This is a genomic window from Bacillus sp. PAMC28748 (assembly GCF_014250415.1).
In the GTDB taxonomy this organism is placed as follows: Bacteria; Bacillota; Bacilli; order Bacillales; family Bacillaceae; genus Bacillus; species Bacillus licheniformis.
This window is the reverse complement of sequence record NZ_CP060192.1, coordinates 2,289,940-2,303,888: the sequence shown is the minus strand read 5'-3', so window position 1 is coordinate 2,303,888 and position 13,949 is coordinate 2,289,940. Positions and strand designations below refer to the sequence as shown.

Below are 13,949 nucleotides of genomic sequence, written 5' to 3'. Positions count from 1 at the left end.
CGGCTTACCCTATCAGGGTTCCTTTCCCCTTTTGCAGTTCATACATTTGATAGTATTGGCCTTTTTGCTTCATCAGCTCTTCATGATTTCCCCTTTCGATAATCCGGCCTTTTTCAAGCACCAGAATCTGGTCGGCGTTTTTGATCGTTGACAGCCTGTGGGCGATGATAAAGGTTGTGCGCCCTTGTTTGACGACGTCAAGCGCTTTTTGAATGACCGCTTCTGTTTCGGTATCGATATGGGCCGTCGCCTCGTCTAAAATAAGAATAGCCGGATCGTATGCCAGCGCACGGGCAAACGAGATCAGCTGCCTTTCTCCTGAAGAAAGGGTGCTTCCTTTTTCGATGACCGGCTCGTCAAGGCCTTTCGGCAGACGGGCGAGCACCTCAAGAGCCCCGACCTGTTTCAAGGCGTCTTCTATTTGCTCTCTAGTAATATCAGCATTGTCAAGGCTGACATTTGAAGCAATCGTGCCGGAAAATAAGTAAGGATCCTGGAGAACGATGCCCATATGCTTTCTGATTTCCTGCCTTGACATATCATATATGCTTCTGCCGTCGATTTTGACATCGCCCTTTTCAATATCGTAAAAGCGGAAAAGAACATTCATGATTGAGCTTTTGCCTGAGCCCGTATGACCGACCAATGCAACGGTCTCCCCTTGCTTCGCTTCAAATGAGATGTTTTTCAGCACATCTTCACCGTCATGATAGCGAAATGATACATCCTCAAACACGACTCGCCCCCGCGCTCTTTCGCTGCTCGGCTCTTTGACATCGACGCCCGGCTCATCCAGCAGGCGGAAAACCCGCTCCGATGATACGCGCGCCAATTCAAGCTTGGCAAACTGGTTGACGATGCCCGTAATCGGCTGAAATAAACGATTCAAGTAATCGACGAATGCATAGAGTACGCCGATTGAAATCATTCCTTCCGCGTTCAGGGCAGCTCCCCCGAAATACCATATTAGAGCGGTGAACATCACATTTCTCAGAATGTTGACCAAGTTGTGGGACATAAGCGAGTTTAATTTCAGCATTTTATTTTGGTAATGAAAGTGGCTGTCATTCAGCTGTTCAAATTCTTCTTTTGTGTCCTGTCCGCGCCGGAATGCCTGAATAATCGTCATGCCTTGAATCGATTCATTCATTTTGGCGTTGATCTCGCTGATGATTGACCTAAGTTTATGATTGTAGCCTGAAGCGAATTTTCGATAAACAGCAGCCCAAATGACAATCAGGGGCACAATCAACAGACAGACGCCGGCCAGCCTGACATCAAGGAAAAACAGTGCGGCGAATATTCCGGCCATATAAATGATATTTGTAACAAACGTCGAAAGAACGGTCACATACAGATCGCGGATCGCTTCGGTATCATTCGTTACCCTTGCAACGATTTTTCCTGCCGGCAAATTATCAAAATAGCGGATAGGAAGCCTTTGAATGTTGGCGAATACATCCTGTCTCATCTTTTGAATGATGCGGTTTGCGCTCATCTGCAAGAGGTAGAATTGGCCGTAATGGAAAAAGATCGAGAAAATGAGAAGGCCGAAATAAATAGAAACGAGCGAGATCAGCCCTCCTATTTCAGGCTCGTAAAAAGCATACACTTCAGACAAAGACAGGCGATCGGCCTTGTAGGTTTCCGTCCGGTCTCCGCTCGTCATTCTCAGCTCTCCCCCGGAAACCGTCCGCTCCCCGTCAAAGGAAACCGGTTTCCCCACAAAGTAGTAGTTCATACCGACTTGAAAGATGTGAACTTCCTGCAGCTTTTCAGCTGAAGGGTCTGTCCTGTCTTCCCTGATATATTCCTTTCCTTTGTAGGAAACAGTATATTTCGAGTTCTCTGTCGTTTCATACCACGTTTTTTCAATTCCGAGAATATGATCGTCGATCATCTTTTTGGCGATCATCGGCCCAGTCAGCTCGGCTGTGACGGCGATCGTCAGCATGACGAGCGCCCAGATGAGAATTTTTTTATAAAGAAGCGCATATTGGAAAAGCCTTTTTCCTGTTGTCATGCTACAGTGCCCCCTTCTTCTCCCGAAGGAAGCTGCTGTGCTTCATATTGTTCAAAATACCAGCCTTTCCGGCCGATCAGTTCTTGATGCGTCCCTCTCTCAACGATCCTTCCATCCTCCATGACGAGAATGAAATCGGCGTGTTCGACAGCCGACATCCGGTGTGATGTAATAAACGTCGTTTTGCCTTTCCGTCTGCTGCGGATGTTTTCAATAATCGCCGCTTCCGTTTTCGCGTCGACAGCGGACAGCGAATCATCCAAAATTAAAATATGGGGCTCCGCAATCATCGCTCTCGCAATTGAAATCCGCTGTTTCTGCCCCCCGGATAAAGCGACTCCCTTCTCTCCGACCATTGTCTCCAAGCCGTCTGAAAGCATCTCAATATCCTTTTTCAGATGTGCTGCAGAGATGACGGCGTGCAAATCGCGTTCTTCAGCGAGGTGTCCGCCGAACAAAATATTGTCTTTCACTGATTTTGAAAACAGCACGTGGTCCTGTGGCACATACCCGATCCAGCTGCGAAGCTGATCAAGCGGCAGACGTTCAATGGGCACGCCCGAAATGGTGATCGTTCCTTTTCCTTGCGGATACTGCCTCAGCAGCTGCTTGACTAATGTCGTTTTGCCGCTCCCCGTCTTTCCGACGATTCCGACCGTCTGTCCTTCTAATACGGTAAATGAAATATCGGCCAGGTTTTCCGACGCAGAGCTCGGATACGTAAAAGTGACCCCGTCAAACACAATATCGCCCGGCTCCGCTGCTTCGGGTTCAGCGGGCTCTCTCACATCAGGCTCATATGCCAATGTTTCATTTACCCTGTCAAGCGAAGCATTTCCCCTCTGCATGACATTGATCAGCTCTCCGATCGCAAACATCGGCCAGATCAGCATGCCGAGGTACACGTTGAAAGAGACGAGTTCACCCAATGTCAGCTGGCTGCGGAAAACAAGATAGGCGCCGTAGCCAAGACCGATTAAATAGCTGATCCCGACCAAAAGCTTCACCGTCGGTTCAAACAGCGAATCGATCAAAGCGACTTTCATATTTTTCTTGTACACATCAGCCGTCATGCTGTTGAACCGGCTGACATCATTTTTCTCCTGTACATAGGCCCGGATCACCCTTACCCCTGACACGGACTCGAGCACTTGATCATTTAAAGCGCCAAACGCATCCTGCGCTTCCGTGAAACGCTCATGAATTTTTTTCCCGTAGATGCTGATGGCGGCGGCCATCAGCGGAAGCGGAATGATCGAAGCAAGCGTCAGTTTCCAGCTGATCAAAAAACCCATCGTTAAAAGGATCGTCAGCATATACATCGTCGAATCGACCAGTGTCAAAATGCCGAAGCCCGCCGTCATGGAAATTGCTTTTAAATCATTTGTCGCCCTCGCCATCAAATCCCCTGTGCGGTTCTTCTCGTAAAAAGACGGCGTCATTTTCAGCAAATGGCCCATCAGCTTGGATCTGAGAATTTTTTCGACCAGGTTCGCTCCCCCAAACAGCTGATACATCCAATAATAGGACAGGGTATAAACAACTGCGCCAAGCGCAAGAAATAAACCGATATAGCCGAGCATGCCGGCCTTGGAAAAAGTGCCCGCCTGCATATCGTCAATCGCGTTGCCAAGCAGCTTCGGCGGAAACATTTCCAATACGTTTACAATAATCAATAGGACGACCGCTATCGTGTAGCGCCGCCATGAGGCTTTAAAAAACCAGCCCAGCTTCCATAAAACAGAAAACATCGATATCCTCTCCTTTTTTAGCCGCCTTCAAGTTTTTCCTTACAATCTTTGATTTCGTTTTTTCTGATACTCGGCATAAAAAATTCCTCCTTATGTGCGGTTGATTTATTGGAAAAACATGCTGCTCCGCATCGGAAACAGGATGTTTTTTCTCCGAAAAAAAAGGCACACTGTGTACCAGCATGCCTTTTTTAATATAAAAAGGCGCATGTACGCTTGTTCACGCGACATGCGCCTTCCTTCTGAAAATTGTTAGAGTGAAACGGATTCCTGAGCATAAGGAAGGTATGGAAATGTCACGTTTAGGTGCTTTTGTTGTTGAACTGATGCATTGATATTTCTAATCATGACGATACCCTCCAATCTTATTAATATTTTCCATCTTATAGTACGGCCCTTTAATTGTCAATTTGTTTTTTTGGCGAATGGCAGGCTTTTGATTCATATTCTTATATTTCGTTAGATTTGTTGGGAAAACGGGTAATATGACAGTAAATCCATTCTGAAAGGAATGATCAATTTGTTTAAAGCTGACCGGATCATAGTCGCGTTTGACGGAAAAGAGGAAAGCAAAAAAGCGCTGAGAAAAGCGATCGACCTGTCGAAAAGGCTCGGCTCACAATTGACCGTCGCCCATGTCCATGAACCGAGGCAAGTGAGAACAGAGGCTGCGGCCGAAAGACCAGCTGCCGGAGCGCCATACCTTTACAGCGGCTTCCCGGCCGCACCCCGGATCCCCCGCGATTCAGACTTGGCCGGTGAACCCATGATCTACGAGGACAGCGCGGAAGAAGCGATTGCGGCAGCGAAAATCATATTGAGCGAAAACCAGTACGACGCGGAAATCGAGGTGCTGGAAGGAGACACGGCCAACGCAGTTCTGCAGCATGCGGAAAACATCGGCGCTGACCTCGTCATCACAGGTACGCGCGACCAGAACCGCCTGAAAAAGCTCCTGTTCGGCAGCGTCAGCGACAAGATATCGACAAAATCGGAGATCCCCGTGCTGATTGTGAAATAACGATTTAAAAGAGGCCGGTCTGTTGTCCGGCCTTTCATCATGTTATGATCCTCTTGAATTTCTAATAAAGGAGACAATCCCCCAAACAATTAATAGTAAGACTCCTAATACAATAACCGCATTTATTATTGAAAAATTGGCCAAGGCAATCTCTCCTTCTCTATCAAATTATTAGAAAGCATACTTGTTGAAAGAGTTTTTGTAGCAACTGATACATAAGCATTCGCATCAGCATAAAACTGCAAGAGCACTGTGTCCTTAGAAGATGCTTCACTGCTATATACAACGCCAATTGATTTTTTCCTGCTAATCCGTAAGCCGAATAGCTACCTTTACCCTCTATGCTTTCTTTACTTTAGATGTTTGTTTCCAGAAGTTATTTTTGCATTAATTTACGACTTTCCCTTGAGAATTCGACTTTCACTACATTGAAATTCATTACCAATCGAATCCGTTTTTTTAGAGTCAAATTTTTATTAATACCTTATTTTCATAGATTGCATTCTTTGATGCTACATCTCTACTTAGCCTAGGATTTCATCCTCTCCCAGCCTCCAACGATCTTTATATCAATAAACTGCCGCAAGTATGGCCGCAAAATAAAAACCTCCCTCCAACAAAATCCAATAACAGGAAAAATAGGCGTTCAAATTAGTAACAACCACCTAACAGACCTCATAATTTGATCTTGTGAGTACCCGGGGTATTTGACTTAATCTGACTTTGCTTATGTTTCATTCTTCTTTTACTGTGTTTTGGTCAAAAATTTTAACGATGAAGGGGGATATTAAAATGCAACCATTCCATGATGAACTGCAGTCGTTGGAGATGGATCACTTCCAGGCAGACGATATGACGCATTGGGATCCGGACCGCCATCACGCCAATGTTAAACACTGCGCAAGCTGCTGGAGCTGCGGAAGCTGTGCCAGCTGTTGGAGCTGCGCGGGACACAGCTGTTGGAGCTGCATGGGACACAGCTGTTGGAGCTGTGCGGGACACAGCTGTTGGAGCTGTGCGGGACACAGCTGCTGGAGCTGTGCGGGACATTGCTGCTGGAGCTGCTGGCACGGAGGCATGTAGTTTTTTTATAAAAAAGAAGACTTCCCCTGCCTCTTTTGCCGCAGGGGTCTTCTATTGCATAAAGGACAAACAAAATTACATATAATGGTATGTCTTGTTTTTAAAACATTAAAGGAGGAGGAGCATGATACACCTGACTGCTTCCGCTCGCCTGAAAGTAAACCGGGATACATGGTTTCTTCCTGATCCGAACGGCGGCGCGTATTTTAGAAATAATTCCGGGTCGTTTCGCATAAAAGGATCTTCGATTGCTCAATGGTTCGAAAAACTTCTGCCAATGTTCAACGGGGAACATTCGCTTGAAGATTTGACAAAAGGACTGCAAGCTCCGTACCGAAAGAGAGTATATGAAATCGGAGAAACGCTTTATAAAAACGGATTCGTTCGCGACGTCAGCCGCGATCACCCGCACAAACTGGAAAGCTCAGTGCTTAAAACGTATGAAGCCCAAATCGAATTTATTGAAAGCTTTGCCGATTCCGGCGCTTACCGCTTTCAGCTGTCGCGCCAAACCAAAATATTGGCTGCAGGGACTGGCTCCTTTCTCACGAAATTGGTCCGGTCGCTGATCGATTCCGGTTTTTCAAGAATCCGTGCGATCGTGACGGATGCATCCGGGCATGCTTTAGACGAACTGGCAGAAATATCAGAGCAAACAGAAAGCGGACTGGAGATTGGCTTCGCCGAAACGCAACATTGGCGGGAAGCGGTGCGATCTGCCGATTGGGTTTTGTATGTCTCTGACCGCGGCTTCACAGATGATCTCCACGATCTTCAAACGTTTTGCCTTGAAGAGAACAAAGGATTCATACCCGGCATCTGTCTGAAACAAGTCGGACTGGCAGGCCCTGTCTTCCAACAACACGGAGACAGCCGCTTCGAGGCTGCCTGGAGGCGCCTCCATCGGTCTGCGCTCCATGAAGAACGAACGCTTGGAACCTTTCCTTTGGCAGGAAAAGACATGCTGGCAAATGTTATTGTGTTCGAATTGATGAAAGCAGCTGCGGAGCTTGAGCCATTATCTAAGAAGAATCAAGTGTACCTGCTTGATTTGGCAACGCTCGAAGGCGGCTGGCATGCGTTTCTTCCCCATCCGGACTTCAGTTGCGGCAAGGATTCGGCTGAACTCATCTGCGACCTTGAAGCGAAACTTTCGGAACACCCCGGAAAAGAAACAGAAAGCCGGCTATTCCAATGTTTCACCGAACTGACCTCACCCGTAACGGGCATTTTTCATCTGTGGGAAGAAAAACATTTGCCGCAGCTTCCATTAGCACAATGCTTTGTTCAGACAGCAGATCCGCTCTCTTCCGGACCTGCGGAGCTTTTGCCTGAGACGGTTTCGGTCGGTTTGACCCATCAAGAGGCGCGGCGGGAAGCCGGGCTGACGGGGATTGAAATGTATGCATCAAGGTTGACCCGTTCTTATCCGAATAACGGAGATTTCGCGATCGCCACCGGAGAAACGCTGGCTGAAGGCGTATTAAGGGGATTGGAGAAATGCCTGGAACACCGGTTGTGCGAACGGATAAAAAGCGGAAAAGAAATGATTTCCCTCGTTCAGCTGGACGGAATCGAAGACCGGCATTCTGCATTTTATTTAAAAGCGCTGACAGTCTTGTACGGCCAACCGGAAATCGGTTTAGGGAAAAACATAGAAGGCTTCCCTGTCGCATGGGCGGGAATTCGCGGGCGCTGGTACAGAAGTTCTGGACTCAACATCACATCCGCTCTCAGAAAAGTGCTCGAACGGGCACTGACAGACAAAGATCCTTTGAAAGGTGCGGATGTTCTGCTGGAGCCTGGTGAACTGAAGCTTGCTATCCCCGTTTCAGCTGCTTTGCAAAAAACACTGCTTTCCGCCTTGAAAAACAACCGGGGCTTGCAGCTGTATGTCTATGAGCTGCCTGTTGAACCATTTTTAAAAGAAAAACTAGCAGGAATCTATTGCGTGCAGTTGCGAAAGGAGGAACCTTGATGAAGCGCTGTATTTTGGTCGTTGGCGAAGGATTGATGGCTGAAGGCGCATCACAACAATTATCTGCTGAATATAACGTTATCCGCAGGTCTGATTTTGAGAACAGAATACCGGCGGAGACTTCGTTCGTTCTTGTGCTGCACGACGCTTGGCGGCCTTTGTTATATCGCGAGGCCGAAAAAGTGCTAAGGGCGGCAGGGATTCCCTGGCTTCGCGGGTTTGCATCTTTTGGGGAAGGGGTAATCGGGCCGCTCGTTTATCCGTCAGAGTCAGGATGTTCAAAATGCGCCGATATGAGGTGGTATGTCTCCGGCCCCGACAGCATGGAGACGCTTGAACTGGAACAAAAAAGCAATGACATAAACCGCGATCCGTGGGCTTCAAAGACCGGCTGCCGCCAGATGGTCAGCCTGATCTGCACAGAAGTCGACACCATCATGAACGGCGGGCGCGGCCGATTGGAAAAAAAGCTGTACATCGTCAATTTGAAAACGCTAGAAAGTTCGCTGCACGCTTTCATACCGGAACCGACATGCCCTATATGCGGAAATCTGCCCGAAGACGGACCGGAATCCGCGCGGATATCGCTCCGGCCCAGCCTGAAAACGAACCCGGACAGCTTTCGCGTGCGGAACACGGACGACTTAAAACAAACGCTCTCCAAAGACTATTTGGACCAGAGAACGGGGATATTCAACGCCAAAATTTATGACGCGATTCTGCCGTTTGCCGATATGATCGTCAATATCCCTTTATGGATGGGAAATGAAGGGGTAGGTGGGCGGAGCCATTCGTATGAAGACAGCGAATTAACCGCCATTTTAGAAGGTTTGGAACGCTATTCCGGGATTGAACCGCGCGGCAAACGGACGGTCGTACATGACACCTATGAAAATGTAAAAGATCGTGCGCTCGACCCGGCAAAAGTCGGGCTTCATCAAGCCGAACAATACACGCATCCCGATTTTCCTTTTCAGCCGTTTCATCCGGCCCGCCCGCTCCGCTGGGTATGGGGCTATTCATTTCTGCAGAAACGGCCGATTCTCGTTCCTGAATCGCTCGCGTATTACAGCCTGGGGCGGGAAGACAGCTTTGTCTATGAAACATCGAACGGCTGTGCACTCGGAGGGAGTTTGGAGGAAGCGATTTTCCACGGCATATTAGAAGCGGCTGAGCGCGATTCATTTTTGCTTGCCTGGTATGCTAGGCTTCCACTTCGGCAGCTGGATCTCGACTCTTCAGGAGATCCGGAATTGCGCCTCATGACAGAGAGGGTGCGAAGTGTGGCGGGATATGATCTGCATGTCTTTAATTCAACGATGGAATACGGCATTCCAAGCATTTGGGCGATCGCCAAAAACAGAAAACGGGAAGGATTGAATCTGATTTGTTCCGCAGGCGCCCACCCCGATCCCGTAAAAGCGGTGAAAAGCGCCCTTCATGAGCTGGCAGGCATGATGTTGAAGCACGACCGCAAATTTGAATCTGAAAGGAGCAAATATCACCAGATGCTCCGCAGTCCTGCTTTAGTGCGGGAAATGGAGGATCACAGCTTAATGTACGGACTGCCCGAAGCGGAAGAGCGGCTCAGTTTTTTGCTGAATCAAAGCCGGCCTCTGCAAACATTCGACGATGCCTTTAAAAAAAGAAAGAAACACCTTGATTTAACCGAAGACCTCTGCGACCTGCTTGAAGCTTTCCGGAGTCTCAACCTTGAAGTGATCGTCGTTGATCAGACTTCCCCTGTTATCAAACGGAATGGACTTTATTGTGTGAAAGTTCTCATCCCGGGCCTGATTCCGATGACATTCGGACAGCGCTTCATCCGCCTGGAAGGGCTTGAGAGAATTTTCACCGTGCCGAAGAAGCTCGGCTTTGCGGAAGAGCCGTTAAGACCAGAACAGCTGAACCTGCACCCGCACCCGTTCCCTTAAAATTTAAGAGAATATATTTTTTCCGATTGTTCTGCTTTATGATTAAAGCAGAACTTTTTAGGCGGTGGTTAATATGAAACAGGAATACAAGCGGCCGGTGCTTTTCATCGCCTCCCTTTTCATGGCCTTTTGCGCCGTTTATTTCGGCGGGAGGCTGATCGGTTTTTATATGGCGGAATACCCAAAATGGAACGGGCAAAGCGCCGACGGAAATTGGGAGGCCGTGATCAAAAAGATAGATGGCCGCGCGCTGTTCGGCGGAGAGCTCTACTGGACAGGCGACCGCGGCAAGCTGGACGATACATATTTGGAAAAATTGGTCGTAAAGTTTGGTGATGAAATCGTTTTGAACGCCCAAATCGAAACGCCGGTGAAAGATTACGCGGGAGGCAAATTCCCCGGCGGAGGGTCAAAAGAACAATCCGTTTCTTTTTTGGAAGGGCTTGAAGAAGCTGAAATCGCCGGCCGCGAGGTGACGGTTCAATTGGATTGGAGAGAGGGCAAACAAGCGTCCCATACAGGATTTACGCTTGATAAAAGCTCATGGTAAAAGGCGGAATATCGATTATATTCCGCCTACCTCAATTTTGCTTCGCATCGTCAGCTCTTCCTGCGGCCCCAAATCCCGAAATCCGGTCACACTCTTCGGAAGGTTCACGTTCGGTGCATTCGTCATCCAAGTGTATGGCTCAATACAAAGCAGATCATCCTGATCAGATGTACCGTTAAACACAACCCAGTGCTTAAAATGGCCGTCGCATTGATAGCGTACGCGAATGCCGGCGAGGCTGTCCGCAATGACGGCGGTGCTGTTTCCTTCTTGGTCTTGCTCAGCCGCCAATATATCATCAAGCCTTTCACCCGCTGCCATTTTTCCCGCTTTGAACTCCTCTGTCACCCGATACTCGCCAGTCGGCAGCATGCGGTCTGTCAGCGTCCAATGCTTTGAGGCAGGAAGAGTAAACAGGCACTTTTCTTTATCCCCTGATTCGTTTAAAGGATAGCGGAAAGATGTGTGATACCCCAATCCGATCGGCATCGGATCTTGACCGCGGTTGACAGCCGACGCATCAATTTTCAGATGCTGTCCTTCTAATGTGTAGGTGATGGTGATGGAAAAAGAGTGAGGGAAGATCGATTTGATGCCCGGATGATCATCAGAGTCCAGCATCGTCTGCACGATGATCCGCTCTTCTGTTGCCTCCATTTTTTTTACCGTCCACTTTTTATCGTAAAGAAATCCGTGCAGGTGGTTTTCGAGCGGCTTTTCATTGATCGGCAGCTCGTATGTTCTTCCCGCATATGTAAATCTCCCGTGATCGATCCGGTTGGGAGGAAAAAGAACAGGGATTCCGAATAAAAACGGATTCGCGTCATATTCTTCCTTTGTTTCAGGCGTTTTCAACAAATTCAAACCGCCCGCCTTCCACCTCAATGAAATCAAATTGCTTCCCCACCCGGGCACAAGTACTGCCTCTAAATCATCATTTTCAAACCGTATCGCTTCCTCATGTAAAAACCGGCTTTTCTGAACAGTGCAAGACATCGCATTTCCCCCTATTTTGGCTTAAGGATATTGAAACGTGTATCAAATACATGCCTTTCTCCAATCTATTATATCTTAAAAAAGTCAGCGCTTTCAAAATAGAATGGGCGAACCTTTGAAAAATGTTTGAAATATTTTAATTTAAGTATATGATCTATTTTTCTGTTATAATACGTTTACGCACAAAAGCATAAAAGTATTAAAGAAAGAGATTTCTTCTAATGAGGTGTATGATTTGTCAAACGAAAAACGACTATCGTTTTCCATATCGGCTCTATTGTTTATGGCCATATTGTTTATTATTTTCACCTGCTTATTCATATTTAAAGCAGAACCGCACATACCGCTTTTGATTTGCGTCGGTTTTTTGGCCGCTGTCGGCGCGGTGAAAGGGCATTCTTGGAAAGATCTTGAGAGCGGCATTGTCTCAGGCATCCGAAATGGCGTTCAGCCGATCATCATCCTTTGCCTAATCGGCATCTTAATCGGAGTCTGGGAGTACAGCGGCGCGATTCCGACGGTAACGGTTTACGCGTTGAATCTGATTGAACCGCAGCACCTGCTGCTCACCGCACTTTTCAGCTGTCTTGTGATCAGTTCATTGGTCGGCTCCAGCTTTACGACGGTCAGCACGATCGGCGTCGCCCTCATCGGTGTGGCCGCGGCGGCAGGCGTTCCACTGACATGGGCGGCGGGAGCCGTGATTTGCGGCGCCTGCTTCGGCGACAAAATGTCTCCAATGTCAGACACGACCAACTTTGCCGCAGGAGTCGGGGAGCTTCCGATTTTCAAGCATATCAGACATATGGCGGGAACGACGATCCCCGCTCTTTTGATCACGATTTTGCTTTTCTTTTTCATGGGCCGTTCTTTAACGGCGGCACCGGCTTCAACCGAAAACATTCAAGCGATCATAAACGGAATAGAAGGCATGGTCAACATCAGCGTCTTCACGCTTCTGTCGCCTCTGCTTGTGATTGTACTTGCTGTCAGACGGACGCCCGTCATTCCGTCGCTTGCAGCAGGGATCGTTTCCGCCGGAATTTTTGCCGCGCTGATTCAGCCTGACGCCGGCATTTCATCGTTTTTGTCAGCGATGCAGAATGGCCCGGTTTTCTCAGCCGATACTGAAGCCGTTGAAAAGATTTTAAATCGCGGCGGCCTTCAATCGATGATGGGCTCTGTTTCTCTCATCATCATCGCATTCGCGCTCGGCGGTCTCATGGAAAAGATCGGCATGATTACAAGCCTGCTTGAAGGCGTAATCAAGGGCATTCATACGAAAGGCCGGCTTGTGTTCTCAACCGTTTCATCAAGCATCGGCATGAACCTGGCGACAGGAGAACAGTATTTATCGATCTTGATTCCCGGTCAGTCCTTTAAAAAGCTGTATGACAAGCTTGGAATCGACCGGAAGCATTTGTCGAGATCACTTGAAGACGGAGGGACATTAATTAATCCGATGATCCCATGGGGAGTCAGCGGCGCGTTCATGTCCACAGCGCTCGGCGTTCCCGTCATTGAATATTTGCCGTTTGTGTTTTTCCTTTATTTATCGCCGCTCTTTTCGATTTTGTTCGGTTTCCGCAAATAAAAAAACGCCGTTTCCCCAGGAGACGGCGTTTTTCTTTGTTAAACCGTTTTGGCTGTTTCCGACAAAATGCTGTTTTGCAAAGCGGTCTGCACATTTTTTGTGAGCGGTCCGGGCGCTCCGGAGCCGATTGTTTGCCCGTCAATCGAGGTGACCGGAATGACTTCGGCTGTCGTTGACGTGATGAATACTTCATCCGCATTCAGCAATTCATCCTTTGTCACCGCTTTTTCTACATAATTCAAGCCGTTCTCTTCACACAGCTGAAGAACTTTCATCCGCGTGATGCCGTTTAAGATGAGCGTTGTCGCAGGATGGGTGTAGATAGCGTTTTGTTTGACGACATAAACATTTGAAGACGTCCCTTCCGTCACCAAACCGTCGCGAATTAAGATCGCTTCGAATGAAGAAGCTTCATGCGCTTTTTGCTTGATCATGACGTTGTACAACAGATTTAAGCTTTTAATGTCGCACCTCAGCCAGCGCATGTCGTCCGCAGTAATAGCCGAAACGCCGTTTTGCTGTTCTTTTTCAGGCTTCTGAATAGGAAATGTATAAGCCGTCACCTGAGGCGTAAGCCCTGCTCCGTATTGATGCTTCCTCGGAGCTTTTCCCCTTGTCACTTGAAGATACAGCCCGCCTTCCCGCATCTGATTGATGTCGACGAGCTCTTTCAGCTGGCTTTTCAGCTCGGCTTCTGAAAAAGACAGGTCGATTCCGATTTCGGCTGCGCTTTTATATAAGCGGGCAATGTGTTCATCAAGCGTGAACAAAATTCCATTGTAAATGCGGATGACTTCATAGACGCCGTCTCCAAATTGGTAGCCTCTGTCCTCAATATCAACCGCACACTCGCTCCGTTCAATCAGCCGGCCGTTAAAAAGAACTTTCATTTCTCCATCCCCTTATTTTTGTTGACTTCTGAATTTTCTCCATTCCATTCTAACACGACCCTGCCGATCAAAATAGTGCAATATTTCCAAAAACTTTTTTCCGCCTTCAGGATCAAAAAAGCAGCATTC

10 protein-coding genes are annotated in these 13,949 nt (G+C 48.0%); 6 read left to right on the top strand and 4 right to left on the bottom strand.

Annotated features, from left to right (window positions below):
• Window positions 1–4 precede the first annotated feature (4 nt).
• On the bottom strand, window positions 5–2,023 hold the full coding sequence (locus H7F26_RS11740) for a multidrug resistance ABC transporter ATP-binding protein/permease BmrD (RefSeq protein ID WP_003180189.1): 2,019 nt from the start codon (window positions 2,021–2,023) through the stop codon (window positions 5–7).
• A complete protein-coding gene (locus H7F26_RS11735; RefSeq protein ID WP_003180187.1) occupies window positions 2,020–3,774 on the bottom strand; it encodes a multidrug ABC transporter ATP-binding protein BmrC in 1,755 nt (584 codons plus the stop codon). The genes H7F26_RS11740 and H7F26_RS11735 overlap by 4 nt, the downstream gene beginning before the upstream one ends.
• Window positions 3,775–4,294: 520 nt before the next feature.
• Between H7F26_RS11735 and H7F26_RS11730 the strand changes: the two genes are divergently transcribed.
• The 5 genes from H7F26_RS11730 to H7F26_RS11710 all read left to right on the top strand — a co-directional run bounded on the left by H7F26_RS11730 (window position 4,295) and on the right by H7F26_RS11710 (window position 10,340).
• Window positions 4,295–4,795, top strand: a complete 501-nt coding sequence (locus H7F26_RS11730) for a universal stress protein (RefSeq protein ID WP_011197701.1) — start codon at window positions 4,295–4,297, stop codon at window positions 4,793–4,795.
• A 729-nt stretch (window positions 4,796–5,524) separates the two neighbouring features.
• A complete protein-coding gene (locus H7F26_RS22240; RefSeq protein WP_080576847.1) occupies window positions 5,525–5,878 on the top strand; it encodes a heterocycloanthracin/sonorensin family bacteriocin in 354 nt (117 codons plus the stop codon).
• A gap of 124 nt (window positions 5,879–6,002) precedes the next feature.
• Window positions 6,003–7,856: a putative thiazole-containing bacteriocin maturation protein gene (locus H7F26_RS11720; RefSeq protein WP_003180179.1), complete on the top strand. Its 1,854-nt coding sequence runs from the start codon at window positions 6,003–6,005 to the stop codon at window positions 7,854–7,856.
• Window positions 7,856–9,790: a TOMM precursor leader peptide-binding protein gene (locus H7F26_RS11715; protein WP_003180177.1), complete on the top strand. Its 1,935-nt coding sequence runs from the start codon at window positions 7,856–7,858 to the stop codon at window positions 9,788–9,790. The genes H7F26_RS11720 and H7F26_RS11715 overlap by 1 nt, the downstream gene beginning before the upstream one ends.
• Before the next feature lie 73 nt (window positions 9,791–9,863).
• Complete coding sequence (locus H7F26_RS11710) at window positions 9,864–10,340, top strand: YdhH/YoaO family protein (RefSeq protein ID WP_003180175.1); 477 nt, start codon at window positions 9,864–9,866, stop codon at window positions 10,338–10,340.
• Between the two features lie 15 nt (window positions 10,341–10,355).
• On the opposite strand, the gene H7F26_RS11705 is transcribed toward H7F26_RS11710, so the two are convergent.
• Complete coding sequence (locus H7F26_RS11705; RefSeq protein ID WP_003180172.1) at window positions 10,356–11,336, bottom strand: aldose 1-epimerase; 981 nt, start codon at window positions 11,334–11,336, stop codon at window positions 10,356–10,358.
• Window positions 11,337–11,571: 235 nt separating this feature from the next.
• On the opposite strand from H7F26_RS11705, the gene nhaC reads away from it, so the two are divergent.
• Complete coding sequence (gene nhaC / locus H7F26_RS11700) at window positions 11,572–12,930, top strand: Na+/H+ antiporter NhaC (protein ID WP_003180170.1); 1,359 nt, start codon at window positions 11,572–11,574, stop codon at window positions 12,928–12,930.
• Window positions 12,931–12,968: 38 nt separating this feature from the next.
• Here the strand turns inward: nhaC and dat are convergent, their stop codons facing one another.
• A complete protein-coding gene (gene dat / locus H7F26_RS11695; RefSeq protein WP_003180168.1) occupies window positions 12,969–13,820 on the bottom strand; it encodes a D-amino-acid transaminase in 852 nt (283 codons plus the stop codon).
• Window positions 13,821–13,949: the final 129 nt, after the last annotated feature.

Coding starts and splice junctions, on each gene's coding strand:
- H7F26_RS11740 (WP_003180189.1), bottom strand. CDS start 2,023: ATGACAACAGGAAAAAGGCTTTTCCAATATGCGCTTCTTTATAAAAAA.
- H7F26_RS11735 (WP_003180187.1), bottom strand. CDS start 3,774: ATGTTTTCTGTTTTATGGAAGCTGGGCTGGTTTTTTAAAGCCTCATGG.
- H7F26_RS22240 (WP_080576847.1), top strand. CDS start 5,525: ATGTTTCATTCTTCTTTTACTGTGTTTTGGTCAAAAATTTTAACGATG.
- H7F26_RS11720 (WP_003180179.1), top strand. CDS start 6,003: ATGATACACCTGACTGCTTCCGCTCGCCTGAAAGTAAACCGGGATACA.
- H7F26_RS11715 (WP_003180177.1), top strand. CDS start 7,856: ATGAAGCGCTGTATTTTGGTCGTTGGCGAAGGATTGATGGCTGAAGGC.
- H7F26_RS11710 (WP_003180175.1), top strand. CDS start 9,864: ATGAAACAGGAATACAAGCGGCCGGTGCTTTTCATCGCCTCCCTTTTC.
- H7F26_RS11705 (WP_003180172.1), bottom strand. CDS start 11,336: ATGTCTTGCACTGTTCAGAAAAGCCGGTTTTTACATGAGGAAGCGATA.
- dat (WP_003180168.1), bottom strand. CDS start 13,820: ATGAAAGTTCTTTTTAACGGCCGGCTGATTGAACGGAGCGAGTGTGCG.